General features: G+C 58.2%; 20 protein-coding genes. 11 read left to right on the top strand and 9 right to left on the bottom strand.

Annotated features, from left to right (window positions below; translation table 11 throughout):
* The first annotated feature begins 133 nt into the window (after nt 1–133).
* Nucleotides 134–2275 (top strand): ATP-dependent DNA helicase RecG, encoded by a 2142-nt coding sequence (gene recG / locus DES53_RS12275; protein ID WP_170157054.1) that lies wholly within the window; start codon nt 134–136, stop codon nt 2273–2275.
* A gap of 32 nt (nt 2276–2307) precedes the next feature.
* Nucleotides 2308–2865, top strand: coding sequence for a hypothetical protein (locus tag DES53_RS12270; protein ID WP_113958549.1), 558 nt, complete (start codon nt 2308–2310; stop codon nt 2863–2865).
* A 14-nt stretch (nt 2866–2879) separates the two neighbouring features.
* Here DES53_RS12270 and DES53_RS12265 read toward each other — a convergent pair whose 3' ends face one another.
* The gene (locus tag DES53_RS12265) at nt 2880–4043 is read right to left on the bottom strand and encodes an LLM class flavin-dependent oxidoreductase (protein WP_113958548.1); all 1164 of its coding nucleotides are present in this window, start codon (nt 4041–4043) and stop codon (nt 2880–2882) included.
* Nucleotides 4044–4178: 135 nt separating this feature from the next.
* Here DES53_RS12265 and DES53_RS12260 point away from each other — a divergent pair, with 135 nt between their 5' ends.
* The 6 genes from DES53_RS12260 to DES53_RS12235 all read left to right on the top strand — a co-directional run bounded on the left by DES53_RS12260 (nt 4179) and on the right by DES53_RS12235 (nt 10545).
* Nucleotides 4179–5225, top strand: coding sequence for a Gfo/Idh/MocA family protein (locus DES53_RS12260; RefSeq protein WP_113958547.1), 1047 nt, complete (start codon nt 4179–4181; stop codon nt 5223–5225).
* Between the two features lie 5 nt (nt 5226–5230).
* A complete protein-coding gene (locus tag DES53_RS12255; protein WP_245958153.1) occupies nt 5231–6514 on the top strand; it encodes an MFS transporter in 1284 nt (427 codons plus the stop codon).
* Between the two features lie 6 nt (nt 6515–6520).
* On the top strand, nt 6521–7684 hold the full coding sequence (locus DES53_RS12250) for an ROK family transcriptional regulator (protein ID WP_113958545.1): 1164 nt from the start codon (nt 6521–6523) through the stop codon (nt 7682–7684).
* 554 nt (nt 7685–8238) lie between these two features.
* Nucleotides 8239–9483, top strand: coding sequence for a hypothetical protein (locus DES53_RS12245; protein WP_147263371.1), 1245 nt, complete (start codon nt 8239–8241; stop codon nt 9481–9483).
* Nucleotides 9484–9547: 64 nt separating this feature from the next.
* Nucleotides 9548–10120, top strand: a complete 573-nt coding sequence (locus tag DES53_RS12240; RefSeq protein ID WP_170157053.1) for an RNA polymerase sigma factor — start codon at nt 9548–9550, stop codon at nt 10118–10120.
* Nucleotides 10117–10545, top strand: a complete 429-nt coding sequence (locus DES53_RS12235; protein WP_113958542.1) for a hypothetical protein — start codon at nt 10117–10119, stop codon at nt 10543–10545. Before DES53_RS12240 ends, DES53_RS12235 begins: the two co-directional genes overlap by 4 nt.
* A gap of 15 nt (nt 10546–10560) precedes the next feature.
* On the opposite strand, the gene DES53_RS12230 is transcribed toward DES53_RS12235, so the two are convergent.
* The 4 genes from DES53_RS12230 to DES53_RS12215 form a co-directional block, all read right to left on the bottom strand.
* Nucleotides 10561–11841 carry an ABC transporter permease gene (locus DES53_RS12230; RefSeq protein WP_245958152.1) on the bottom strand — a complete coding sequence of 427 codons (1281 nt, stop codon included), beginning with the start codon at nt 11839–11841 and terminating at the stop codon, nt 10561–10563.
* A gap of 80 nt (nt 11842–11921) precedes the next feature.
* Nucleotides 11922–12731, bottom strand: a complete 810-nt coding sequence (locus DES53_RS12225) for an ABC transporter ATP-binding protein (protein WP_113958540.1) — start codon at nt 12729–12731, stop codon at nt 11922–11924.
* Between the two features lie 72 nt (nt 12732–12803).
* Nucleotides 12804–14678 (bottom strand): efflux RND transporter periplasmic adaptor subunit, encoded by a 1875-nt coding sequence (locus DES53_RS12220; protein WP_113958539.1) that lies wholly within the window; start codon nt 14676–14678, stop codon nt 12804–12806.
* A complete protein-coding gene (locus DES53_RS12215; protein WP_113958538.1) occupies nt 14671–16509 on the bottom strand; it encodes a TolC family protein in 1839 nt (612 codons plus the stop codon). Before DES53_RS12215 ends, DES53_RS12220 begins: the two co-directional genes overlap by 8 nt.
* Before the next feature lie 160 nt (nt 16510–16669).
* Here DES53_RS12215 and DES53_RS12210 point away from each other — a divergent pair, with 160 nt between their 5' ends.
* Both DES53_RS12210 and DES53_RS12205 read left to right on the top strand, forming a co-directional pair.
* Nucleotides 16670–17341, top strand: a complete 672-nt coding sequence (locus DES53_RS12210) for a sigma-70 family RNA polymerase sigma factor (protein WP_113958537.1) — start codon at nt 16670–16672, stop codon at nt 17339–17341.
* Nucleotides 17342–17458: 117 nt separating this feature from the next.
* Entirely contained in the window at nt 17459–18445 is a 987-nt protein-coding gene (locus DES53_RS12205) for a hypothetical protein (RefSeq protein ID WP_113958536.1), read from the top strand.
* Nucleotides 18446–18468: 23 nt separating this feature from the next.
* Here DES53_RS12205 and DES53_RS32950 read toward each other — a convergent pair whose 3' ends face one another.
* The 4 genes from DES53_RS32950 to DES53_RS12180 form a co-directional block, all read right to left on the bottom strand.
* Complete coding sequence (locus tag DES53_RS32950; protein WP_170157052.1) at nt 18469–18771, bottom strand: hypothetical protein; 303 nt, start codon at nt 18769–18771, stop codon at nt 18469–18471.
* 374 nt (nt 18772–19145) lie between these two features.
* Nucleotides 19146–19787: a hypothetical protein gene (locus DES53_RS12190; RefSeq protein WP_147263369.1), complete on the bottom strand. Its 642-nt coding sequence runs from the start codon at nt 19785–19787 to the stop codon at nt 19146–19148.
* 216 nt (nt 19788–20003) lie between these two features.
* Nucleotides 20004–20633 carry a hypothetical protein gene (locus DES53_RS12185; RefSeq protein WP_147263368.1) on the bottom strand — a complete coding sequence of 210 codons (630 nt, stop codon included), beginning with the start codon at nt 20631–20633 and terminating at the stop codon, nt 20004–20006.
* A complete protein-coding gene (locus DES53_RS12180) occupies nt 20630–24766 on the bottom strand; it encodes a hypothetical protein (RefSeq protein ID WP_211325527.1) in 4137 nt (1378 codons plus the stop codon). The genes DES53_RS12185 and DES53_RS12180 overlap by 4 nt, the downstream gene beginning before the upstream one ends.
* Nucleotides 24767–25220: 454 nt before the next feature.
* On the opposite strand from DES53_RS12180, the gene DES53_RS33860 reads away from it, so the two are divergent.
* The gene (locus DES53_RS33860; protein ID WP_113958530.1) at nt 25221–25910 is read left to right on the top strand and encodes a type II secretion system protein; all 690 of its coding nucleotides are present in this window, start codon (nt 25221–25223) and stop codon (nt 25908–25910) included.
* Nucleotides 25911–25943: the final 33 nt, after the last annotated feature.

The following is a 25943-nucleotide window of genomic DNA, read 5'->3' as shown; positions in this document are numbered from 1 at the left end:
CGATGGCAAGTGCGTAGATGGAAATGCAGAAAGCGCCCAGGGTGCAAATGAGGTTTGATGTTGGCTTCCAGGCGCATTGCCTGAATACTGCGCCCTGTCCTTTGCCATCCCGAGCCATCTCCATCTCATTCCTTTGTCCGCCTCTTCTTCAAAGTCATCGTTGACCCTTGATACCCCGCTCTCCGGTGTGCCGGGCTTGTCGGCTGCCATCGCCAAGTCTCTGGGCAAGGAAGGATTCCTCACCGTGGAGCAGCTGGTCCTTCACCTGCCCTCGCGCCACGAGGATCGCCGCAAGATGGAGTTCAAGGGATTCTCACCCAGTGAGATTCCGGTATGTCATCAGGTGCAGGTGCTCAGCACTCGCGTGATGCGCTTTGGCGGCAGACGTGGGGGAAATTTCGAAGCCGTGGTGGAGGCGGCGCAGGACAATCCCATGCACCAGCAGCTCACGCTCCGGTGGTTCGGGATGCCCTTTCTGCAGAAGGCCATTGCCGTGGGCATGGAGATGATGGTGTACGGCAAGATCAAGCAGATCAAAGACCGCCTCGTGATGGGGCACCCCGAGTACGAAGTGGTGAAGGGCGATGAAGAAGGAGACGCCGAAATCCACACGAGCCGCATCGTTCCCATCTACCCGCTCAAGGGTGCCCTGAAGCAGAAGATGCTGCGCACCGCCATCTGGCGGGTGCTGGAGCATCTGGATGATCGCGGCATGGCGGACTTGCTGCCGCCTCCCAAGGCCGGTGGTGAGTTCGATGGTCTCGGTCGTGCCCAGGCGCTGCGTACGCTGCACAAGCCATCGGAGATGAGCGTGCTGGAGCAGGCGCGCAGGTATCTGGCGCTGGAGGAGTTTTATATCCTGCAATTGCGTGTGGTGCGCCGTCGTCTGCGCTTCAAGCACACCGGAGGGCATGCGCTGAAGCCAGAGGGGAAACTCCTCCAACAATTCCTCGCTTCTCTGCCATTCGCCTTTACCGAAGCACAGGATCGCTCGCTGCGTGAGATTGCGGCAGACATGGCCATGCCCCAGCCCATGAATCGACTGCTGCACGGCGATGTGGGCAGCGGCAAGACGGTGGTGGCTCTCGCTGCGATGCTCATTGCCGTGGAGTCCGGAAGACAAGGCGCACTCATGGCACCCACGCAGATCCTCGCCGAGCAACACTATCAAAATGCGCTGCGCCTGCTGGAGCCCCTGGGCATGCGCGTGAGTCTCCGCACGGGAGACAAGAAGGCGGATGGTGGTGCGCTGGAGCTTTTCGAGTTCAAAACCGGCCCGACAAATGGTGAGGCAGGCCAGCCGCACATCTTCATCGGCACGCATGCCTTGTTGTATGGCGAAAACGAATCCGCCCTCTCGAAGCTCGGCCTCGTGGTGATCGATGAACAGCACAAGTTTGGCGTCGCCCAGCGCGCCCGCCTCATCTCGCGCGGCGAGGCTCCCGATGTGCTGGTGATGACCGCTACGCCCATTCCGCGGACCCTGACGCTCACCATGTACGGAGACCTTGATGTCTCTACGATAGATGAGCGTCCCAAGGAACGAGGCAAGGTGATCACCGCCGTCCGTGAAGTCACCAAGGTGGACGAGGTGACCAAATTCGTCCGCACTCAGATCGAAGAAGGCAGGCAGTGCTACATCGTCTATCCCCTCATCGAAGAATCAGAGAAACTTGACGCTGGCGCTGCGGTGAAAGGTCATGCCGAGTGGACCGAACGTCTGACACCGCATGCCGTGGGACTGCTGCACGGTCGCATGGACGGCGATGCAAAGGAGGCCGTGATGCGCCGCTTCCGCTCGGGCGAGTTGAAGGCGCTGGTGAGCACTACCGTCATCGAAGTGGGTGTGGACGTGCCGAACGCCACCGTCATGCTCATTCACGATGCCGCACGTTTTGGTCTTGCGCAGATCCACCAGTTGCGCGGTCGCATCGGTCGTGGGTCGCACACCTCCTGGTGCGTCCTCTTCGTGCCGAAGGGTGACAAGGAGGCGAAGGAACGCCTGCATCTGCTCGAAGAGACGCACGATGGTTTCCGCATCGCGGAAGAAGATCTCAAACGCCGCGGCCCCGGCAACGTCCTGGGGCACGCCCAGAGCGGTCAGGCCCCGTTGCTCTTCGGTGAGATGCTCGCGGATACCCGCCTCATCACGCTGGCCCGCCGGCTCGCGGAACGCACGCTGGAGCAGGATCCGGAGCTCGAGAAATCGGAGCACCTACGCCTTCGTCCTCTCCTGGGTAATGTGGAGGCCGATGAGGAAGTGGGAAGACAGTGAGGCACCGGAATTCAATGCGCATCAACTAATCCATGTCTCGTCGCGTCAAGTGGTGGATTGCTGCCATCTTTCTCCTGCTACTCACAGGCCCCGTGGTGTATTTGGCTCTAGCTTGGAGCCCTGAGAATCCTTTGCGTTTTCGCGTGACTGATCCACTGACAGCCGCAGCAGCAGACCCCACGTATCCTCAACTCGTCGAAATCGAGGTGGAGAACACGACCCGATTTCCACTGGTGTTTTTCATGGCGGATGTAGGCAGGGAGGACATGCGCATCTCGACTTTGGGGAACATCCATCTTCGGGATCAACAACCTTCAGTCCTCAATCGTGATGCCATGGGAGTGGAGCTAAGGGGAGGTCAGCGAACTCGTCTGGTGGCAGATATGAGCACACAGTGGCATCGCGAGGCCTCGGATCACGGCGCGAAGGTGAAATACCACTGGTGCTCGGGAGCGGAATATTGGCTTGTCATGCGCCTGGCTAAAGTGGTCATGATTCTTCCAGATTCAGTTCAGAGATTCATTCCTTCCCCCAGGCCGAGCACAGATACGACCCCGCTCGACCCTTTTGCCAGGGACGAGAAACCGTGAGTGGGTGTACTCCTCTACTTCCTCTTCCCTGTCGTCAGCGGCGTCACCGGTGTTTCCTTCGGCAACCTTCCCTGCACCTCGTTCAGCCGGCACGTCTGCATGCGGGGCAGCACGTACTTCGCAAAAAGGTCACACTCTTCCAAGTGAGGATAGCCGCTCAAGATGAAGGAGCGCATGCCGAGGTCCATGTAGCTCTGCAATTTCGCATAGACTTGATCCGGGTCGCCCACGATGGCGCTGCCACAGCCGCTGCGGGCCCGGCCGATGCCACTCCAAATGTGCTCCTCAATGTAGCCTTCATCATCAGCCGCTTCGCGGAGTGCATCCTGGCGCAGCACACCGGCGGACTTGCTGTCTTGAGAGCGGGACTTGATCTCAAGACCTTTCGTGTCGTCGAGCTTGGAGACCAGCTTTCGTGCGGCCTCGCGAGCCTCGCTTTCGGTTTCGCGCACGATGACATGGATGCGTAGACCGAAGTCAATCTTCCGGTCATGCTCCGCTGCTTGGGCAGCGACCCCTCTCATGGTTTCTGTCAGCAGGGGCGTGGTCTCCGGCCACATCAGGAAGACATCGCAATGCTTCGCGCACAGCGCCTGGGCCATGGGGGAGATGCCGCCGAAGTACAGCAGAGGTCCACCATTCTGCTGGTAGGGCTTCACCGGATCCGTGGGCAGTGGATGGAAATCATAGAAGCGCCCGTGAAACTCCACGGTCTCCTGCGTCCAGCACTGCTTCAGGAATTGGATGATCTCGTCGCTTCGCGAGTAGCGCTCTTCGTTGGACTCCTTCAGCCCGGGCATGTCGCTGGAGATGATGTTCAAGGCGAGGCGGCCTTTCGCAATGTGATCCAGCGAGGAGATGGCGCGCGCCAGCATGGGCGGATGCACCTCACCCATGCGCAGGGCTACGAGCTGGTTGATCTGTTTGGTCAGGACCGCCATGGAGAAGGCGAAACCCAGCGCATCCTGCCCTGGCACGAAGCCGGAGGGCAGCAGGACGTTCTGGTAGCCAAGCTCATCGGCCTTCTTTACGATGCTCGAGCAATGCTCAAAGCTGCTTCTCAAACTTCCGTCCGGCACGCCGAGATATTCAAAATCATCGGAGCACAAGGCGGAGAACCACGAGACTTCTGCGATACGTGGGGTCGTCCTTATCGGGATGCTGGGGGGAGCATTCACGGTACGGGGGGTTGGGGTTGGGGGGATTGCAAACCAGCCAACGGAAGCACCAATGTTGCCATTGTGCCACCACTTATTTTCGGTAAAAAATAACTTTGGCTTGTTCTGATACTTTTGTTACCTAATTTCGGAGCGATGAGCAAGAAACTTTTTTTCGGTTTGGCAGGATTTGGTGCTTGGGGGCGCATGCATGCCCAGTCCATCACCTCTTGTCCCGATGCCGAACTGAAAGCGATCGTTGCCCCCTCAGATGTCACTCGCGCTGAAGCACGTAGCCTATATCCCAATGCCACGATCCATGCTGATGTCAGCTCCATGCTGGCGGCTGGTCACCTCGACATCGTGGACATAGTTACGCCCAGCCACACACACTTGCAAGCGTGCCGTGAGGCTCTGGAGGCAGGGTGCCACGTCCTTCTGGAAAAACCCATGGCCTTGAGCGTGAGGGACTGTCGCACATTGACCGAGCTCGCGTCGAGCAAACAACGCATGCTGGCCATCGGTCATGAGTTACGTCTTTCGTCCCAGTGGGGCGAGGTGAAGCGCCGCATCGAGCAGGGCGTCATCGGCACCCCGCGTTATGTATTAGTGGAACTATCGAGAAAACCCTATCGGCTAGGTGCAAGCGGTTGGCGCTATGACGGAGCACGCGTGGGGAGCTGGGTACTGGAGGAGCCGATTCACTTCTTTGACCTCGCCCGCTGGTATCTCAGTGGGGAAGGGGATCCCGTTACCGTGTATGGTGCCGGAAATTCCATCGACTCCTCCCGTCCTCACTTGCACGACAATTTCAGCGCCATCATGAAGTACGAAAGCGGTGCGTATGCGGTGATTTCCCAGACACTGGCGGCCTTCGAGCACCATCAGACTGTGAAGGTGGCGGGAACGAAGGGAGCCATCTGGGCGGCGTGGAGTGGCGCCATGGATCGCACCATGGATCCCAGTTTCTCACTCCGCGTATTTGACGGAAAAGAAATCGAGGAGGTGAAGATGACGCAGAAATCCGGCGAAGTCTTCGAGCTTCGCGAAGAGATCGCCATGTGCGTGCGCTGCGTTCGTGAGGGCTCAGCACCTGCCGCCACGGGAATGGATGGCCTGTGGAGCACCGCCTTGTGCCTCGCTGCGGAGCAATCGATTGAAACTGGCAAGACGGTGCATCTTCAGGAGTTTCTCAAGGCATGAGTGACATGAAGCACCGACTGGAGACGCCCTGGTACCACGGAGTGACCCGGTACCAGTGGCTGGTGCTCATCATCGCCTCTGCAGGCTGGGTCTTCGATGCGTTCGAAGGGCAGATCTACAACATCACTCGCGGCGACATGCTGCCGGATCTGCTCAAGGTGCCGTCCGACTCGCCCGAGGTGAAGGCATGGGGCGAGAGGTTTCTCGGCATCTTCCTCATCGGCGGCACCCTCGGAGGCTGGCTCTTCAGCTCGCTGGCGGACAAGTGGGGGCGGAAGCCCGTGATGGCCCTCACCATCCTATTCTATTCCATCTTCACGGGCCTCACTGCGATGGCCACGGACTTGTGGCAGGTGGGAGTGCTTCGTTTCCTGGTGGCCATGGGCGTCGGCGGGGAGTGGGCTGTGGGCGCGGCATTGGTTGCAGAGGTGTTCCCCTCGAAGGCCCGCGCCCGTGCCGGAGGCATCTTTCATGCGTCCAGCGTTATCGGTGCCTGGCTGGCGGCGGCCACGGGGCTGGCGGTGGGGGAGCATTGGCGTATTGCCTACCTCATCGGGGTCGTGCCGGCGTTGCTGGTACTTTGGGTGCGGGTGAGCGTGAAGGAGCCGGACTCCTGGTTGCATGCCAGAGAGACCAGGTCGGACAAGCTTGGCAGCTTTTCGGATCTGTTGGGAGATTCCCGCTGGCGCTCACGAGCGATCTTCGGCGCTTTGCTGGCCATGGTGGGCCTGGCAACTTTCTGGGGCGTGGTAGTCGCCGCGCAGAATCTCGCGGAGGAACTTCTCAAGAGCCAGGGCGTGGATCCCAAGGAGGCGGCCAGCCAGGGCAAAATAGCCTATGGCTTTGTGCTGACGGCGGGAGCTGCTGTGGGCATGGTCTGCTTTGGGCCGCTCAGCATGCGGTTTGGTCGTCGTGCAACTTTCGCGATGATGCACATCTGCGCGCTCGTCATGACCGTAATTATTTGCTGGGTGCCCTCCGCCGTGGGGAGCTATGGGCTGCTGCTGTGCCTGCTGCCCGTCTTCGGTTTCTTCGGCCTGGGCATCCACGCGGGATACGCCGTGTACTTTCCTGAATTGTTCCCCACGCACCTCCGCGCCACCGGCTCGGGGTTCTGCTTTAACACGGGCCGGATCCTTGCCGCACCCGTGCTTATCTGGCTCTCCGCGTGGCTGAAACAAGAACTGGAGCTGCATCTGGCAATCACGCTGCTGGCGGGATTTTTCTTGCTGGGGCTTGTGTTCCTGTGTTTTCTACCCGAGACGAAGAATAAGGAACTACCCGATTAAAACCTCATGTTGGGACTTAAAGTGCAGGACAACGCCGATTTCGGCGCCGAGATCATCCGGAAGGTGAGAGACTACGAAAGCCTCTCCCGGGTCGAGCTTGCCCGCGTACTCGGGGTGGCCGCGTCCACCATCGGCAGGCATGTCGATTCACTGGTGGCTGGTGGCTATTTCACGGAAACCGTCGAACCGACCAAGGAGGCAGGGCGCCCTCCGACGAAACTGAGACCCAACCCGGCTCGTGGCTGTTTCCTGGGTTTGGACTTCTACGCGGACACTGCCTTTGCCACGGCGGTGGACTTCGCCCAGCGCCCCATTGCGCGGCGCAAGGTATCCCTGAAGGGAACTCTGGGTGCGGACGCCGTGGTGCAGCAGATCATTGATACTCTCACCGACCTGCAGAGGGAGACGCAGCTCAACCTGCTCTCCGTGGGGCTGGCGGTGCCGGGCCGGGTGGACACCCGCAATGGCGTGGGCATCCGCTATGTGCATGTCCCCGGGTGGGACAATGTGCCCATCGTCGAGCACGTCAGCAGGGCGATGAAAGTGCCTGTCTTCATTGAGAACAACATCCGCACCATGGCACTGGCCGAGCGGTGGTTCGGTGAAGGTCAGGGCTGTCAGGAACTCATCTGCCTGGGCGTGCGCTACGGCGTGGCTGCAGGGGTGATTCGTGGAGGCCAGCTCGCCACCGGACATCAGGAACTCGGTGGTGAAATCCGCGGATGGAACTGTCCCGTGTTCGATGCCAAGGCAGAGAAGTGGGAATGGCGCCCTGGCGCTACGGTGGAAAAGGCTTCTTCAGTTGGAGGCGCCGCTGCCCGCTATGCTGAGCTCAAGGGCTCCAGCGAAGCCACGCTCGATGAATTCCTCCGTGCGGTGGAAGGCGGAGAAGAGGCAGCGCTTCTGGCGCTTCGTGAAGTGGCTGCGGTCCATGGCTGGGTGGTTTCCCAGATGACACAGCTTATCGATCCGGAAATCGTCGTGCTCGCTGGTCCTCTGACGACCTTGGGCACCACTTACCTGGAACCGGTGCAGAATGTCGCTCTTCAATTCGAGAGCGACTATCATCCCGGTACTCCCATTCGCATCTCCGAGCTAGGTGAGTTCGCCGGTGCCGTGGGCGCTGCCGCACTCGCCCTGGAGAAGTGGCGGCCGCAGGATCTGGGGTGAGTTTCCACTGAACTGATTGGCCGCAAAGAGACGCAAAAAACTCAGAAGAGAGCGGATCGATTCCGAGGATTGAGTCCCACCTCGGCTAGATGTATCCACATCACAGGAGCAGCTCCCAAGGCTGCTCTTTTTTTGTGATTTTTTGCGTCTTTTTGCGGCTAACCAAAAGAGCGTTTCCCCGCGCCACTGTGTGATGCTGTCTTGAGATCGCGCGGGGGATAGATGGCTTCCCGGGCGTTTCCATTCCGAAGGCCGACGATGCCCCGGATGCCTTTGCCACTCCTTTCAATCCAGCGCCCATCCCAATGAATGCTCCGATTCCCAGCATCAAAGTCCCGCTCTCGCACCGCGCAGGCGCTCGCTTATATTCATGGCGTGCATGCTTCGTCGCGGTCGCGACGGTTCACTTCCTCGCACTCAATCTTCCTGCCCAATCGGATCCTTCGAAACCCGCAGAAGTGAGCGTGCGGCGGCGATTCGTTCCCTCGCCAGCGACAAATGGCAGTGGGGCAACCTTCAGTAGCCTGCGGCAAGAGGAGCTCGGCGATCCGGGCGTGCTTACGTTCATTGCGCACGCGGGCGTCGGTGATTCCTTTCCCGTGCAGGAGGAAGGCAAGCCAAAGGACTTCGATGTAATAGTGAAATCAGGCGATGATGACAAGCTGGTGCTTGAGTTCTCCCAGGACGGCAAGCCCGCATTCGCGCCAATCACCTTGGGTCGGGATTGGACACCCGCTCAATCCGGTAACGTGAAGACGCCCCAGTTCCAATACGAGTTTAAATATCCCAGCGTGTCAGTCAGCGGGAAGGCCAAGACCGTCACGGACAAGGCCATGATCATCGTGCGGCGAATCCCTTTGAACTACGCATTTTCCACCGCCACCGAGAAGGGCACGCGGCTCTACACAGTTCGCTTCGACGGCACCGAGATACAGACTTTGCGGGACGCACTTCGGTACGCCTTCCCTGGAGACAACGTTGTGCTGAGCCCCTCAGCGGAACAACAGGTGTTGCCTGGCTTCGAAGTGCGAAATGTGCGATTGAGCGAGCTGGCGCGAACCATTGAGTTTCTCAGCGAGGGGCGTCTGATGGTCGAAATGGTGGAAAAGGATGCCGAGATGCCGGGCAATATCTGGCGCATCTCCGGCAATCGTCCCACATCTGCGACCAAAGGAGAGGTGAAGATGCGCGCCGTCGCCACGCCACACCTTTTTGCCGACGAGAAGGTAGCCGCGAAAATCGAGCTTGATGTATTGCGCGAGCTTGAACACTTGCGACTCGATACCGCCGTATCCGCTTCGGTGGCTGCCCATGGTACCATGACCCGGGGAAACTCCACCAGCGTACAGCGACTCACAAGCCAGAAGGTCTTTGTGCTGGTGGGCAGTGAAGAAGGCGTGGATGGACTGGAAAGTTTCCTCAAGGCTGCCGAGCTGCGCGCTGCGGAAGAGGCAGCCACGAAGAAGGCCCTCGCCACTGCCGCCGTGCCGAAGATGCGTGCGGTCGCTGCCCCCCATGTGTTTCAAAACGCTTCCAGGCTCGACAAGGTGAGGAAGGCGGCAGAGGAGATGATCTCACTCCGCGCGACTCTGGTCAGAGCAGTTGCGCAAAGCTATGGCGTAATTGAAGATCTCGGCATCGGGGCCCAACTGGAGTCCCGCCCGGAACAAAAGTTGTTCGTATTGTTTGGTCCCGAAGATATGCTCGATGGCATGGAGAGCTTCATTCTCGCTGCCGAAAAGCTTGCGGTGGACGAGGATGCGCTTGCGGAGACTCAACGCAACAAGGACAAGCCATGAGCATCACCTTGTACTCGTGCAGCATGACCTGACATTCCCTTTTCCGTCTTGCCTCCTGCGCAGCATGGACACCGAAAGCCCCGAGCGGTCTGCCGAACGCACGCTGGCCCAGTGGACCAGCCTTCTCGCAGAGGGGGATGATGAAGCGTGGCGCTGGTTTCATGCGCGCTACTACCTCACGCTGCTTCGCTATGCAGTACATCGCTCGGGTGATGCTGCTGCCGCGAGTGAAATCGTGCAGCAGGCTTATCTTCGCATCGCCCGTCATGCGAAGCCCTTCACCAGTGATGAAGCCTTCTCCAACTGGCTCTCCTGCCTGGTGCGTTGTGCGGCGGTCGACCACACGAGGCACAAGGCACGCCGCCATCTTCTCGCGGAACGCTTTGCCCACTGGCGGGCCTCGCAAGATGGACCTGACACGGCGTGGCATGCTTCCATGAATGGGGAAGCTGCGCTTGCTGAGGAGGCGCTTGCCCAATTACCTGCTGAGGATGCCGAATTGCTCCGCAAGAAATATTGCCATGGCAGTACCACGGAGGAGCTTGCCTCTGAACTTGGCGCCACACCCAAAGCCATCGAGCGACGCCTCGCCCGTTTGCGAGCACGTTTGATGGACATCATCCTTCGCATCCGATGACGCCTCCGCGCAAATCTTCTGATCCGTTGCTGCAAAGTCTTGCTGCCGAAGCGATCGATCTGCCTGCACGCGCCGCTCTCGTTGCACGCCAGCGTGCGTTGCAGAGACGACTGCAACAGCGTGGCTTGGTTGCCGCTGCGGCTGTGGTGCTCCTGGGTGTAAGCGTGTGGTGGTTACGACCGGGTGATGTCTCGAAAGCACCCGTCATTGCTTCGAACACAACTCCTCTGCCTACGCCGGTAGTGCGTGCATTGGTGCAGGTGCAAACTGAAGAAGAAGCCAGGCTTCATCCACCTCCCATGCCGGAGGGGCTGGATAGAGAACAGCAGGCTCTCATCGCGGCAGCTCCGGACCTTCCACTTTTGATCGTACGCGATAACGGTGGAGGCAGGGTCACTCGCATCCACGTGATTGAGCGTGAGTAACCGCAAGAGAGCAGGTTACTCGTGCCTCAGTGCTTCCACCGGATTCATCTTCGCCGCGCGCATGGCGGGATAGATGCCGAAGGCGATGCCGGTGAAGACGGAGATGGAGAAGGCGAGGGTGGGAGCCCAGGCTTTGATCACAGTGGTGACTCCGGCGAAATGACTGATGGCGATTGGGATGCCAAGTCCCAGCACCACGCCGATCACGCCACCCGCGCCAGCGAGCAGGACGGTCTCGATCAGGAACTGCAACACGATGTCCGTCTGGCGTGCGCCAAGCGCACGGCGGATTCCAATTTCGCGAGTACGCTCCGTCACGCTGGCGAGCATGATGTTCATGATGCCGATACCGCCCACCAGCAGTGAGATTGCGGCGATGCTTCCGAGCACGATGCTGAAAATACGCTTCGTGCGCTCTGCCTGGCGCAGCAGTTCAATCGGCACGGTCACACGATAGTCTTCGCGTGGATGATTGCGTGCGAGCACGTGGCGGATGGCTTCCGCGCGGGTCATCACTGCATTCACATCATCGACACGCACGATGGCTTCGTGAAACTCGACCTTCTCCGCTTCGAAGCTGCCGCTGCGGAAACGGAAGAAGGTGTCGCCATAGTGATCCATCAGTGTGCTGAAGGGGATGAGCATCTGACCGACGCTGTTGCTCTTGGTGCCGCCGCTCTTGGGCGCTCCATCATCTCCGGTGGAGCGCATGCTTTCATCCTCGATCACGCCGACGACACGGTAGTAAAAGCCGCGTACACGCACAGACTTGCCCACTGGGGTGGCCAGAGGGAAGAGCTTCGCCGCAGCGGTTTGATTCAGCACGCACACCGGGATGCGGTCATTGTATTCCACCTCGGTGAAGAATCGACCCAGGCTGAGTTTGCGATTGCGCATTTCGGGATAGATGGAGAGCACACCCAGGATGGAAGCATCCAGATTGTAGCTCTCGTTCCAGAGGTTCTCGCTGATCATGCGGCTCGGCACCACGATGGAGATGCCGGGAATGGTCTGTCGGATCTGATTGATGTCGCGCGTGGTCAGGCCGTATTCGAGGACCATGCTGCGTGTCTGCTGACCCGGACCCTGGTTGTCCGGCGGCTTCACGCTTTCCAGAATCACGTTCTGGGAGCCCAATTTGCGAATCTGCTCCTGGGCTTCGTGACTCGCGCCCTCACCAATCGCCAGCATCGCGACCACGGAGGCCACGCCAAACACCACTCCCAGAGCCGTGAGCATGGACCGCAGCTTGTGCAGCCAGATGCTCTTCGAACCCAGTACGATGGATCTCCACATGTGCTGTGGAGACATCGCAAGGCGAAGGATGGGATGAGAGGCGAGGGAAAACATCGAAATCAGCCAAACGAACTATCGTTTCAGGTGGCGAGGGCCGGGGCGGGCAGGTGCATGTGTTCTTCTCCTGGTGCGGCCTCGGAGACGGGGAACTTGGTCACCACGGAGGTGCCCTGCTTTCCACCGGAAGCGATCAGGCGGGCTGCTGCAGCCCCGGGTTCGTCCTTCTCCACCAGACCGTCCTTCAGACGAATCACGCGCGTGCAGCGCTGCACCATGCGCTCATCGTGCGTGACGAAGACCATGGTCTTCCCTGCACAGTTGAGGTCGTCGAAGATGTCGAGAATCTCTTTGCCGGACTTGGAGTCGAGGTTGCCGGTCGCTTCGTCGGCGAGGATCATCAGAGGATCATTGGCCAGCGCCCGGGCAATGGCCACGCGCTGCTGCTGGCCGCCGCTCAGTTCATTTGGCTTGTGATGCAGACGGTGCGCCAGGCCCACCTGTCCGGCGAGTTTTTCCGCAATCGCCCGGCTTTCCTGTTCCTGCACCCCCTTGTAGTAGAGGGGCACTTCGATGTTCTCCACGACGGTGAGCTGCTGGATCAGATTGTAGCTCTGGAAAATGAAGCCCAGGTTACGGCAGCGCGCTTTCGAGAGGTCGTCGTCATTGAGGATCGCCACGTCCTCACCACCCAGCAGGTACTGGCCACTCGAGGGCTGATCCAGGCAGCCCAGCACATTCAGCAGCGTGGATTTGCCGCAACCTGACGGGCCCATGATGCAGACATACTCACCGGGGTTGATGGTGATGTTGATGCCCTGCAGAACCACCGTTTCAAATTCACCCTGCCGGTAAACTTTACGGATGTTTCGCAGTTCGATGATGGGCTGCATGCAATGCAAAAGCTTGGAGGGGACCTGAGTCGCGCCGACTGCAGATGACCTGGTTGGATTTCCCGGCAGAGGTCAGCTTGCGGCCGCGATCTTCTTGGCAGGGGCAGCCTCTGCCGCCGGCTCCTTGGCCTTTTCCTTCTTGGGAGCGGTCGGGCTTGGAGAGCTGGCGCCGTTGTTGTCGAGAGTCTGACGCTTCGGAATGGCCAGGGCCACCTGGTCTTCGTGCGTGAGACCACTGCGAATCTCAATGAACTCATCATTGAAGGAGCCGGTCTTCACCTCACGACGCTCCAGGGAGCTGCCCTGCTTCACATAGGTGAAGAAGTGGTCATTCTCCACCTCGATGCTTTGCACGGGGACGAAGAGCACGTCATCCAGCTCGTTCACGATGATCTCCACCTTGGCGTTCATGCCCGGCTTCAGCCAGTCATGCGTGCCATCCACGTGTACGACCGCAGGATAGAGCTTGAGGTTCGGTGTGAATCGTGAGCTGCTGGAGTCCGGCAGCACGGCCATCTCACGTAGGTTGCCGGTGAGGGTCTTGCCGGGCTCGGCATCGACGGTGATGCGGCAGGGCTGGCCGAGGCGCACCTTCTTCACCTGGGATTCGTGAATGCTCACCGCCACGCTCATGGCGGACATGTTTGGAATGGTGAGCAGCGTCTGGCGGAACCGGACACCAGCCCCTTCCTCAATCGTGTCGTTGGAGAACTTCGCGGAGCCCGAATGGGATCCGTAGGCCACCAGTCCGGGGACCGGGGCCTTGATGATGCAAGCCTTGAGCTGGCGCTCCATGTCTTCGCGGCGGGTGAGCTCTACTTCATAGCGGCGCTTCGCGGTCTGGAAGCGGGACTCCGCCTGCGCCATGCGGGAGCGGTTTGCACGAAGAGTGCGTTGCAGCTTGGTCAACGCTTCCTGGTAGGCGCTGAGGAAGAGCTCCGCCTGCTTGGGGAATTCATACTTCTTGAAGAGGTCGAGCTGGGTGGTGGCAGCATGCACTGCCAGGTTGGCCTTGTCGAAGTTCACCTGATCGTTTTCCAAGGTCGTCTTCGTGATGAACTCCTTCGCTGCGAGGCGCGTGCTGGCCTCGATGTTCTGCTTCGCGATGCCGAGTTCCGACTGGCGCAGGAGCAGGTCATTGCTGAGCTGGCGGAGCTTTTGCTGGGCCTCGCCGTCTCCAAGCTGATCGTTGGTCAGAAAGGAAAGGAAATCGATGCGGGGAGGATCCGTCGCTTCTGCCGCCTTTTTCTTTGCTGCCTCGGCATCTTCTTCGGTTTCCGCTGTCTTGTCATCCTTCTCATCCTTGATGGCGAGAGGGTCTTCCATGGGCTTGGCGGGCGCCACTTCCTTCTTGTCGTCCAGGTTCAGCACGCGTGGACGGGCTTCATTGAGCTTGCCCACATGGCGATCCAATTCTTCCTGGTTGGCGGGAATGCGGCGCGCCTTCAGCACGGCCTGGGCCACTTCCTTGCCCATATAGCGCTCAAAGTCCATCAGTGCGAAACGCATGGCCTGCTCGGCATCCCTTGCGAGGCTCTGGTTGTCGCTGGTCTGGATGGCGCGGTTCTCATCCGCATCAATGAACGCCGAGACGGTGGTCTGGAATTCGATCTCGTGATTGGTGATGCGGTCCCTGAGATCGGCGCTGTCGAGTTCGATGAGCACCTTGCCATTTTTCACATCTTCCTCGGTGATGCGGTAGCCTTCCGGGATGAGGCTCAGGATCTTCGTGGGGAGCTCAATCTCCGACTTCACCTCGTAGTTCTGCAAGGCGCGGATTTCCCCGCCCTGCAGTACGTTGATCTGCAGGTTGCCTTTTTGCACGGAAATGAGCGGTACCTCGGCCGCGCTGGCTCCGGCGTTCCGGTTTACAAACCACACGACGATCGCTACGGCCACAGTGGCCAGCGTCACGAGTCCAAACTTGCTGCGAAATAACTTACTCATCGGCAGCCAATTTTGCTTCCTGGTTCAATACGCGTATCCATGAGCCGTCTTTCTGAATGTATAGAATCCCCATGTCTCTCCAGAGGCGGAGACGTGCCAGGGTATGAGAAATCAACGCTGCCGTGAGCGCGTTTCTCGCCTCAATCAGGTCCTGCTGGGCATCAATAAGGTCACGGGCGGTGCCGCGGCCGAGGCTGCGCAGCAGTTCTTCCTCCTCCAGCCGGCGGGCGCTCAGGTCCACCCCCGTCTGGGCGATGTCATACTGCTTTCTCGCCGTGTCCAGGTCGCGCCAGTTGGTGCGGATGGCGTTGCGCACGTTCTCCTCGGCCAGGTCGAGCACGCGGGCGGAGCGCTGTTGGGAGATGAGGGCGGCGCGGTAGTTGTTGCGGTCGGCCTTCTTGTCCAGTCGGAGGTCCACCACGCCCGTGCCAGTGAGGCGCGTGCGGTCAAAGTTCAGGTCCAGCTTGTCGTTGTCTTTCGTGCCCAGCACCTCATAGCGGGCGCCGATATCCAGCTGGGGCAGAAGGTTTTGGGAGGCGACTTTGATTTTGCGTTCCGAATCTTCGAGCGTATTTCTTTGGTTATAAAGGTCCAACCGCGTGACCAGGGCGGTCTTGATGGTGTCGTCCATGGTCATTTCGGGATCTTCCAGGGAGAGCTTGGACAACTCCTTGTCATCGAGGATGACTTTCTCTTCGACGGGGATGCCGAGCGCGATTTTCAGGTCGTCGAGTTGCTGCTCGTACACGCGCACAGCGGCAATCCACAACCGCTTGTACCTGAGGGCGGCCTGCTCGATGAGGCCGAGCTGGGAGTTGGTGCGGCGGCCTTCTTCACCCAAGGCTCGCTCGCTCTCCAAGATGGCCTCGAAGGCCCGGTAGGCGAGGTAACCGTTCCTGGCGGCATCGCGCGCCTCCAAGGTGCGGTAATAGCGGGAGGTGATGTCGACCGTGAAGGTTTTGCGATACTGGGTAAAGTCACGGATGGAGTACAGGAGGTTCCGTTCCGCCTGGGTGAGGTTCTCCATGGTGGCCCGGTAGCCCGCCCCACGGAGGAGGGGCTGGGTGAGGGTCACAGCCAGGGAGGAGTTGCTCACGCTGGGGCCGCTGCCGGTCAGGAACCGGAGGAAATCCGTGGTGAAATCCGCCGCGATCCGGGCGCCGGTACGGGTGAGGACACTGACGCCCACATTCCCAGTGGCGGTGAAGGTGTTCTCTGTGACCAGCGTGGTGATTTGACGCTCAAGGAATTGCGGAACCGCTGTGGTCACGGCAGCAGGAGCGGGTTTGCCGGTTGCTGCGGCTGCTGCGTTGTTGGCGGCTGTGGCTGCGGCCGCTGCTGCTGCGGCGGCAGGGTAGGCTGGATTCGGCTCGCGGAGGGTCGAAATGACCGGGTCGATTTGCCGCAGGGTACCGGCCTCACCGGTGGCCGTGAAGATGGGGGCGAACTCGTGGCGGACCAGGGTCAGGTCAAGTGCCTCAAGGAACAGCAGTTCCTTCTCATTGCGGTAGTCACGGTTGTGAGTGACCGCCATTTTGAGGGCCTCGGAAAGGGGAAGGACACGTGCATTCTTCTCAAGCTGAGCGCGATCGCCCAGGAAGTCGGGACCGCTGCCAGCCTTGCTCAGCTCTGCCAGGGAGAGAGGCGCTGGCGGGGTGATGTCCAGAAGTCCGGTGCCAGCATTGGGCACGGTGACGAGCTTGGAAAAGAGAGCTCCCTTCACCTCACGGTCGGCGGACTTCCGCATGTAACTGGGTGAGCACGAGGCCAGCGGCAAAGCGGCGAGGCTCAGTCCAAGAAAGGCATGCAGGGAGGCGGTTTTTTTTGTCATGAATCCAGAACAAACAAGCCGCTGGAGGGCGGCTTGCGGGAGCAATTTGGGGATGAAGGCAAACGGGCACCTTTCAAAAGCTCTTTCATCCGCCCGGGCGATTCACGTAAAGAACCTTTGCAGCTGATTGTGGTTGTACCTAACTTCCAATCCCCACGACATGGCCGAACCCACCGTCAAGCCCGCGAGCACTCCGGAGAAAGTCAGCAGTTCTCCCCAGACGCGCAAAACCCTCATCGAGAAGCTGGACAACTGGTCCGACTGGTCCAGCTGGGATGAATTCTACCGCACCTACTCGGGCTTCGTCTGGCATGTGGCACGGAAGTCCGGTCTGAGCGATGACGAGGCCAATGACGTGGTCCAGGAGACCTTCATCGGGGTGGCGAAGAACCTGCAGAAGAAGAAGTTCGACACCAGCCAGGGCTCCTTCAAAAGCTTCCTTCTCAATCAGGCGCGCTGGCGCATCCTTGATCAGTTCCGCCGGCGGAAGAAGCAATACGAGCGCGAGGCGAACATCCACTTCGATGAGGATGAGGAGCGCCGCACTGCGCCCATTGATCGCTGCGCCGATCCCCAGGGGGTGACTTTGGAAAAGCTCTGGGACAAGGAGTGGCAGGATCAGGTGATGGAGCTCGCTCTCCGCCGTGTGCGTTCGCTGGTCTCGCCAAGGCAGTTTCAAATTTTCTCCTGCTATGTGCTCAAGGGCTGGAGTCCCGAGCGTGTCAAAGAGGAACTCGGCGTGAACGCCGCGCAGGTGTACCTCGCGAAGCACCGTGTGGGCCGCATCTTGAAGCGCGAAGCGGAGCGCCTTTCTGAAGAGGCGGGCCACTGAGGGAGCGGGATAAGGGACAGGGTACAAGGAGAGTAACTGGATGCGCAGGCTTGCTTTGGGCAGGAATCTTTATTTCATTCGTGCATGCGCCAAAGAGCTGGGGCTTGTCTGAGAGCAGTGATCTGTGTCGCCTTCGCGGGCATCATGACGGCGATGGCACCGGCCGCGGAGCTCACCATCTCGGGAACGCGCTTCCAGCTTGATGGCAAGCCTTTCCCGTTCACCGGGGTGAGCTTCTTCAATGCGATCTACAATCCCACGTTCAATGCGTCTCCAGAAGTGCGCCGTGAGTGGCTGGGACAATTCTCCAGGCACGGCATCAATGTGCTGCGTGTCTGGGCGCAGTGGGATAACAGGCGCGGCTTTGTGGATGCCTCACCTGAGGCTACGCTCTACCACCCAGATGGCACCCTTCGTGCCGGGAATGTGGATCGCCTCAAGGAGATTCTGAAGGATGCCGATGCCACAGGCTTTGTCATCGAGCTCTGCCTCTTCTCGCAGGAGAGTTATGCTCATCACATCCGGCTCGATCCTGATCCGCAGGACAAGGCTGTCGCAGCGCTCACGAATGAATTGAAGCCGTGGCGCAATTTGGTCTTCCAGATCTGGAATGAAAAATCGCTGCGCACGCTGGACATGCTGCGTGTGATCAAAGCCCATGATCCCAAGAGACTCGTCACCAACTCTCCCGGCTTCGCTGGTGACCTGGGCAAGGATGACGAAAATGCCGCGCTCGATTTCCTCACGCCGCACACCAGTCGTCAGGGTGCGGGCCGCACCTGGGAGATCGCTCCTCGTGAAATCGCGTCCCTGCTGAAGAAGTTCAACAAGCCCGTGGTGGACGATGAACCTGCGCGCAACGGCACCTCCAAGTTTGGTGGACCCAAGGAGGCAACTCAACCCATCGACCACATCTTGCACATGCACGCTGTGTGGGAGGCAGGCGGGCACAGCGTGTATCACCATGACATGTTCCAGACCGGCTACGGCACGCCGGCATGCCCACCCAGTGGCATTCCCGAACCGGACTTCAGTCCTTACCACGGAGCCGTTTTTGATTTCCTGGCGAATCGGGAGCGGTATTGGGTGGGTGGCAAAGAGTGAGTTTCGGATGCCATCGGGCTATTTTATGGATTGCCACTCTTCTCCGGGCGCTTCCACGGAACCACACCCATTTTCACATCATGCGAGGCGTGGCGATACTCTGTCTCCAATGTATTTAAAAGAATTTTGCCGTATTCACTGTCTTTCCATTTGGTGGCAAGTTCCTCGCGGAACACTTTGACCGCTTGATCCGCCTCAGGCATGTCTAACAATACCAGCCATTTGACAGCGTAATTTGCCTTGCCAAAACGCTGCGACCAATGATTCGCAGGGGGGGTACTTGCGCGTGGCGAGATACCCCTCGTCAACACGCTTTGCCTCTTCAAGGGAGGGTGGTTGGGCTGGCAAGTGAGACGCTTGTTCCCGGAGCACCTTGATCAATAGTGTGCAAGATTCGTCCGTGCGTCGGCGCGCTAGCTCTCTCATGGCCCTGCCTGCTTCGCGTGCATTGCCAGCAGTGATGATGGCCATCAGGGAATCTGCTGGCATCGTGTACTCTTCCCCAGCGCTCTCGTCCACAACCAATGGCGGGAGATCCGCTTTGGTAATCTTGTGAGCATCGAACCCCGCTGCAGCAGAGGGTGCCTCAGGAGGTTTGGCTGGGGGAGCTTGAGGACCGTCGCATGCGCACCCCAGGAAACAGAAAAATATTCCGGCAATTCGAGAAGGGTTCTTCATGGGAAATGCACCAGTTTGCATCCTATGGATTGCCGCTCTTCTCCGGACGCTTCCACGGAACCGCGCCCATTTTCACAGACTCCAAGGCCTGGTGATACTCCGTCTCTACGGTATTCAAAAGAATTTTGCCAAGTTCACTGTCCTTACATTTGGCGGCAAATTCCTCGCGGAACTTTTTGGCAGCTTGATTGGCCTCAGGCATGTCCAACAATACCAGCCATTCCGCAGCGTAAGCTGCCTTGCGGAAACGCTGCGACCAATGGTCCACAGTTGGGTACTTGCGTGTGGCGATGAACTCTTTTTCAAAGCGCTTTGCCTCTTCGAGGGATGGCAATTGGGATGGCAGGTGAGATGCCTGTTCTCGGAGCACCTGAATCAATAGTTTGCAAGATTCGTCCGTGCGCCGTCGCGCCAGTTCTCTCATGGCCCTGCCTGCCTCATCTGCATTGCCGGCGGTGATGATTGTCATCAAAGACTCTGCGGGCATCGTGATCTCCTCTGCAGCGATCTCGTCCGCAACCAATGGTGGTGGAATCGGCTTGGTGGTCACCGGCCCACCCGGTTGCTCATTTTGGTTGAGGCCCTTGGGTGATTCTGGATGATCGCAAGAACTCGACGCTACGCTTAGCAATATTGTAACCGCCACTGTAAATTTTCGTTTCATGGAGGGAGCGTAGGATGAATTTGATAAAGCATCGGAGCGTTGATCCGAGTACGATCACAGATGTCTCCATCTGCCGGCACCGGAATCCTTTTCCAGATTGGTAGGCGGGTGCGTTCCTGAAATGATCCCATTTTACGCTCACTTTCGCCGTTTAAGGAGAAAGAGAGCAGCGACAAACATCAAGAGCCCGCCAGCGTTTGTAGTTCTTGGTGGCCTTCACTTTGGAGGCGACCAAGGCACCGCGCCAGTCCGAACGCCCTCCTTTGCTTGCTCATACTCCATCTGAATGAGATTCAGAAATAGTGTTCCGCCCTCGCTCCCTTTCCACTTCACTGCGAGTTCCTCACGAAACTCTTTTGCTGCTTGGTCGGCTGTAGGCATGTCCAACTCAACGAGTCTCCTGGCTGCTGCCGTCGCCTTTCCCAAAGTCTGACTCCAATGATTGCCGGTGGGCCTCTTACGTGTCACGTGGTATTCAGCTTCCAGCTTTTTCATCTCCTCCATTGAAGGCAGATCCTTGGGGAGTTGTGCGGATTGCTCACGGAGAAACTTGATCATGAGCCTGCATCCTTCGTCTGTACGCCGACGTGTAAGTTCAAACAGGATGGTGTTGGCTTCATCGGCATTCCCAGACCAGAGTTCTTTTTCAAGGTTTTCAAGCGGGGACGATTCCAATCTAGTGAAATCAATTTCAGCTGTCTTTGAAGCTACCCTGCCCCCTTGTTGAATTGTTGGAGAAAGTGCTTCCAGAGGGGCGGCAGGAGAGGGGGGAGGGCCATCGCATCCGCTCCCGAGAACGCAGATGGCTATTCCGGCAATTCGAGAGAGTTTATTCAGCGTCTTCATGGCGGTGTCGGATACATTTTATAGTACATGGCATCGTTGATCCTTGTCCTCTTGAAAATGTCACCGATCGCGCCATCGTTGTGGTGCCAGAGGTTGTTGTCATCGCTTCCATGTTCACGTAGGAAGTCGTTAAACGGTGGGCCATGAACTGCATTCATCAGAACATGTAGGAATTCGTGCGCCAGCGTGTCGTCCGCCATCGCGGGAACGTCGATAAGGATACGATTGTGAAAAGCCGTCAACGAGGTGGTTTTTGGCACGACCGTCATGCCCTGATTGCTGCTGTTTGCGAAGTCGCTAACAAAATAGAAGGTCACGTCTACCTGTGGGTTGAGGGCAGTGAAAAGAGCCACGGACTCTGGAGGTATCGTCAAGGAGGAGGCTCCATGTGGCTCTTCGAACTTTGCGGGGAAAAATCCGCCAAATGAGACGCCTGACGGATTTGCCGTCACGGTAGAGATTGTTCCGTCCAGCTCCACGCCGACTTGGGCCAACCTCTCTTTGGCAAGTTCCAGGTATGTGTTGGCTGCAGCTGGCGCAATCACATCCGACGGGGATATGGTTCCTGATTTGAGAATGTATCCCTGAACAGTCAGTGTTTTCTTCACCGGTACTGGGAGTACCATGTCTACAGTGGTCGCAGTTGGATTTGTCCCAAATAGGAATCTTATTTTCACGCTACCACCAAGCTCTGCGTTATAGGACTGGTCATTTAAGCCATTGTCAGGACCACTGACAGTGGCTTGCGCGTCATCATAACTGTTACTCACTAGACAGAGCCCTTTGGACTGGTAGGTGCCTGGTTGATTCGCCACCGGTTGCAACTCAACATCTGCCCCTGAATCTACCACTGCTCCTGAGGCATTTTCGGTCCACACTTTGGCGCGGTAGGTGGTTCCGCTGGGTAGCTGAGGTGGATTTGTCAGTCGGATAAAAAATGCGTCTGTGTCAGCTTCGATTTTGTTCGGATGAAACACCCCGCCGTTAACGACGTCATACCACTGTGCGATTTTGAGCTTATCAGTTTTCTTTGTGCGATAGCCTGTTGGGGAAGATGAGTCTGGATAGTGTGTTCTGACATTGTCATCAGGACGAGGATTGGTCGCGCTGCCCTGGTTCTTCCAGTAGTAGTCATAGGTTCTGATCTCGGCATTTTGGACCAATGATTTGACCACAGTAGTTTCAGGAGTTGACGCATTGGCGACCAAATTGATCGCTCCGCCATTGGTGCCACCGGCGCTCGAGAATTGCTGATTGGCCAGGATTTTAAGCGCATGGAAGGTGATATCGGGTTCTGCTTCATTGACTGTTTCAGTTTCCATGAAGGTAACCGTAAGGTCATGCCGCCGATGCGGCTTGGGCGCGTTGGGCTTCCACGCCAAACGCACTTCCAAAGAGCCGCCGCTCCACACGCGATTGTCTTCCGTATAGCCGGACCAACCGGGGGATTCTTCTCCGCCATCCGGATAGAAAAAGTACTGGGGCGGCTCGGGCATGGGTCGGCCGGTAATTTCCGTCCATGAGGAACTCACGGACCTTTCTCCGCTTTCCTGCCAGTCCATCTGGCTCACCTGACCCAGTGCTCCCTGGGCTGCGGAGAAGGTGGAGATGGGCTGGCTGGTGCCATCACTGAAGTTTGCCTGGCCTGCTTCATCCCGTGGCGTGGTGGTGCTGTAGAATTGTTCCTCCCAGTGCCCCATGGGCGGGTCCACGCTGTCCCAGGTCCAGTACCAATATCTGCTGTAGTATTCACCGCCGTGCTCCTGCCAGCTGGAATGTACCCACCGCGTTTGGATGGAAACATAGGAGGACATCGGTTCCAGTATGGGCTGATCCTCTGGAGAGAGGGGATTGCTGCCCATCGCTTGTTCCTCGTCATCGTCCCAACCATCGGCGTCGGTGTCCTTATTGAGGGCGTTCGTGGAGAGGCTTCTTTCCGTGATGTTTGACAGGCCGTCCCCGTCAAAGTCTTCCTCGCCATCGGAGATGCCATCCATGTCCGTGTCCGCTACCCAGAGGTGGGTGCCCAGCGCCAACTCGGCCGCATAGCCCAATCCATCCCCATCGGGATCTGCGCCTCCGTCATTGATCATCGGGTCGCACATGAGCCAGTATTCGTGATAGTTTGAGAGGCCATCTCCTTCGATGTCTCCCGCGCCGTCGTGATGGCGCACGTAGAGACCATTCGTGGGATACTTCCACCGCCCGTACTGATGTTCCCAGATATCGGGCATGCTGTCACCGTCCATATCATTGGGCGCCAGGCGTGTGAATACCGGGCTGGCCGCCGTCAGGGAGACCTCTTGCCAGTCAGGGATGCCATCACTGTCCCCATCCACCGTAGGAGCGCCGCCCTCGGGATAGAGCATGGCTTCCATGAGGACGCCGAGGTCACCCAGACCACCTCTGGCGTGGGTATCGGGTATCCGGGGGTTGAGTTGGAGCTTGGACTCCTCGAAGTTGAACACGCCATCCATGTCCTCATCCGCCATCGCGTCGCCGAAATAGTTTTTATTCAGCTGATGAGCGTCCTCAAAGACGTCAGTCATCCCATCGCCATCCCCGTCATAAACGAGGATATCCGCGAGGAGAGAACGTCCGGCGGCGTACTGCGCCGAGTTGGAAATGCCATTGCCGTCCAGGTCTCCTGCGGCATCAGCGGCATCATTGGGCAGCATGCCATAGTGCAATTCAATGCGGTCTGGGATGCTGTCGCCGTCGAAATCGGTAGGGTCCACCATCTGGTAGTCCGTATACAGATCGCCCCAGCCAGCTGTCTGGCTCAGGTGATACATATTCAGAGGATTGGTGTAGTAGATTACCAGTTCCTCATGGTCCGTGAGACCATCGTCATCACAGTCGACATCCGAGTCGCTGGTGCCATACGCTGCTTCTGTAGACTCCGTGAGTCCATCACCATCGCTGTCCGGATCCGGGGGCGGAGGCGTATCGCCGTAAGGAGCGCCATCCTGCCAGTTTTGTATGGTGTCGCTATCGGCGTCTCCCAACACATCGGCATGCCAACTGGTGGAGTTTATGGCGCTGTAGTTGGTGCTGTCGTTTGGGAAGGGATCGGTCCAATTGAGTATCTGGTCGGAATCTATGTCTCCCAAGACATCGGCATACCAGTTGGTGTTGTTTATGGCACTGTAGTTGGAGGCATCAAAAGCAAACGGGTCAATGTCATTCGCAAACCCGTCTGCGTCCGCATCGTTGGCTGGGGGGCCATAGGGCTGCGGATCCTGCCAGTTGGGCGTACCGTCGTTGTCGGAATCGCCCAGGACTTCTGCATACCAGTGGACGTAGTTGGTTTCGCTGTAATTGTTGGGATCACTTGGATAGGGATCTTCCTCGTCAATGATTCCATCCGAATCGCTGTCGGGCGGGCCGTAGGGCTGTGGATCCTCCCAATTGAGCGTGCCGTCGTTGTCGGAATCCCCCCGGACCTCTCCATGCCAGTAGATGTGATTGATTTGGCTGTAGTTGTACGGATCGATTGGATAGGGATCTTCTCCGTCAGTGATCCCATCCGAATCGCTGTCGGAAGGGCCATATGGCACCGGATCCTCCCAATTGAGAAGGAGATCGCCGTCTTGGTCATCGTGAAAGGTTTGTCCCCATGCGATGCCATTGATGGGGCTGAAGTTGGTCGGATCGTTGGGAAAGGGGTCGTACGCATCATACCAATTGTCGGAATCACTATCCGTCGTTGTGGGGTCGTAGGGGACCGTGGGCTGCGGGTCCACGGGATTCTTGAAGCCGTCTCCATCATAGTCCGAGTAGCTGGCGCCTGGGTAGCTTGGAAGCTGCCCGCCGGGATAGGTCACGCCGCTGAAATTGTGCCACTCGTCATAGTCGGAGACCTCGTCATTGTCCGTATCCCAGTCCGTGAGAGAGACGGCGAGGGACGGTTTTACGAGATGCAATTCGTCGCCGTCGGAGAGTCCATCGTAATCGGTGTCGAAGCTGAAGGGATCGCTGCCTTCGCTGGCTTCCTCGTCATTTGTGGCGCCGTCGTTGTCCGCATCGTTGTTCTGCAGATTGAGATCCGCCAGGGTCGTCACCTGACTCGTCAGTGGATCGGACCAGGTATCGTTGCTGCCGTTGAAGTCTGAATCCGACCAGCTGGCCATGCCGCTGGGCAGGGGGCTAAAACTCATTGCGGCGACCGCAAGGATTTGCATCCAGCCCGCCCAAGGACGACGACACCGAGAGAGCAAATGGGTGTGACGGGCGGAGCGTGCTGGCATGGCGATTGCGTGTGGAGGCTCGGACGACAGGAGTTTTCTTAACTTCGATAAGAAATTCCCTTGCTATCAGGTCCGCAGCGGGGGCTCAAGATCTTTGTGCCATGCCGTGGTAAATTGCTGAAGAATCCCCGGGGGTACAAGACTCCCTAGACAAGACTAAAATCCCTGAAAATCAACCCTCTGGGGCACGGAGCGCTACCGTTCAAAAATTCCGCAAATAAAAATCTACACAGCGGAAGTCTTTTTTGTTCTAATCGGATCGGAAAGACACCCCTGGCTTGGGGACTCTCCCGCAGAATATAACATATACATAACCTAAATACCTCAGTAATAAAACATGAAAACGAGACTCCAACAGGGCTTCACCCTGATCGAACTCCTGGTCGTGATCACCATCATCGCCATTCTGGCGAGCCTGGCGGTGCCGACCTTTGGTCGAATCCAGGAAAAGGGCAACATCACGAAGGCGATTAGCAATTGCCGTCAGATCATCACCGCCATGCGCATCTATTCTTCGGATCATGGCGGCAACTACATGGACAATGCCAAGACCGAGGACGACACGAATCCTCAGGATGCCAACTCGGCGTTCCGTATTCTCTTTACGGAAAACATCCTGGACAACGAACTTATCTTCGGCAGCCCGGTGAGCAAGTATGTGCCTGATGGCAACATCGGGGGCAAGGACGATACGCAACGCACCAAGGCGGTGGAAAGCGGCGAATGCCACTGGATGATGACCAAGGGCCTCTCCGACTCAGCCTCCGGCAGCGTGCCTCTCGTGTATGAAAACGCCACGAGCGGAGAGTGGGATCCCACCTGGGACATCGACAAGAAGGGCACCAACGCGCGCGGCCGTTCGTGGTCCAGTGGCGTGGTCATCGGCATGAACGACAGCAGCGTGGGCATCCAGCCGCTGGAAGAGAAGAAGGGTACGTCCAAGCTCAAGGACATGGGCGAGGGCAACAACCTCTTCAGCCAGCATGGTGAAGACTTCGAAGTGCTCGACATTGCCGAAGGTGGCTAAGAAATTGCTCAACTGGTAACAGTGTTGATCATG

This window comes from Roseimicrobium gellanilyticum (assembly GCF_003315205.1).
Classification (GTDB): domain Bacteria; phylum Verrucomicrobiota; class Verrucomicrobiia; order Verrucomicrobiales; family Verrucomicrobiaceae; genus Roseimicrobium; species Roseimicrobium gellanilyticum.
The sequence above is the reverse complement of the archived record's forward strand: the minus strand, read 5'-3'. Positions and strand labels throughout refer to the sequence as shown.

What these genes read in the sequence shown, in the direction of transcription:
- DES53_RS12270 (WP_113958549.1), top strand. Translation starts at nt 2,308, where the DNA reads ATGTCTCGTCGCGTCAAGTGGTGGATTGCTGCCATCTTTCTCCTGCTA.
- DES53_RS12260 (WP_113958547.1), top strand. Translation starts at nt 4,179, where the DNA reads ATGAGCAAGAAACTTTTTTTCGGTTTGGCAGGATTTGGTGCTTGGGGG.
- DES53_RS12255 (WP_245958153.1), top strand. Translation starts at nt 5,231, where the DNA reads ATGAAGCACCGACTGGAGACGCCCTGGTACCACGGAGTGACCCGGTAC.
- DES53_RS12250 (WP_113958545.1), top strand. Translation starts at nt 6,521, where the DNA reads ATGTTGGGACTTAAAGTGCAGGACAACGCCGATTTCGGCGCCGAGATC.
- DES53_RS12240 (WP_170157053.1), top strand. Translation starts at nt 9,548, where the DNA reads ATGGACACCGAAAGCCCCGAGCGGTCTGCCGAACGCACGCTGGCCCAG.
- DES53_RS12235 (WP_113958542.1), top strand. Translation starts at nt 10,117, where the DNA reads ATGACGCCTCCGCGCAAATCTTCTGATCCGTTGCTGCAAAGTCTTGCT.
- DES53_RS12230 (WP_245958152.1), bottom strand. Translation starts at nt 11,841, where the DNA reads ATGTGGAGATCCATCGTACTGGGTTCGAAGAGCATCTGGCTGCACAAG.
- DES53_RS12225 (WP_113958540.1), bottom strand. Translation starts at nt 12,731, where the DNA reads ATGCAGCCCATCATCGAACTGCGAAACATCCGTAAAGTTTACCGGCAG.
- DES53_RS12220 (WP_113958539.1), bottom strand. Translation starts at nt 14,678, where the DNA reads ATGAGTAAGTTATTTCGCAGCAAGTTTGGACTCGTGACGCTGGCCACT.
- DES53_RS12215 (WP_113958538.1), bottom strand. Translation starts at nt 16,509, where the DNA reads ATGACAAAAAAAACCGCCTCCCTGCATGCCTTTCTTGGACTGAGCCTC.
- DES53_RS12210 (WP_113958537.1), top strand. Translation starts at nt 16,670, where the DNA reads ATGGCCGAACCCACCGTCAAGCCCGCGAGCACTCCGGAGAAAGTCAGC.
- DES53_RS12190 (WP_147263369.1), bottom strand. Translation starts at nt 19,787, where the DNA reads ATGAAACGAAAATTTACAGTGGCGGTTACAATATTGCTAAGCGTAGCG.
- DES53_RS12185 (WP_147263368.1), bottom strand. Translation starts at nt 20,633, where the DNA reads ATGAAGACGCTGAATAAACTCTCTCGAATTGCCGGAATAGCCATCTGC.
- DES53_RS12180 (WP_211325527.1), bottom strand. Translation starts at nt 24,766, where the DNA reads ATGGCCAGCTGGTCGGATTCAGACTTCAACGGCAGCAACGATACCTGG.
- DES53_RS33860 (WP_113958530.1), top strand. Translation starts at nt 25,221, where the DNA reads ATGAAAACGAGACTCCAACAGGGCTTCACCCTGATCGAACTCCTGGTC.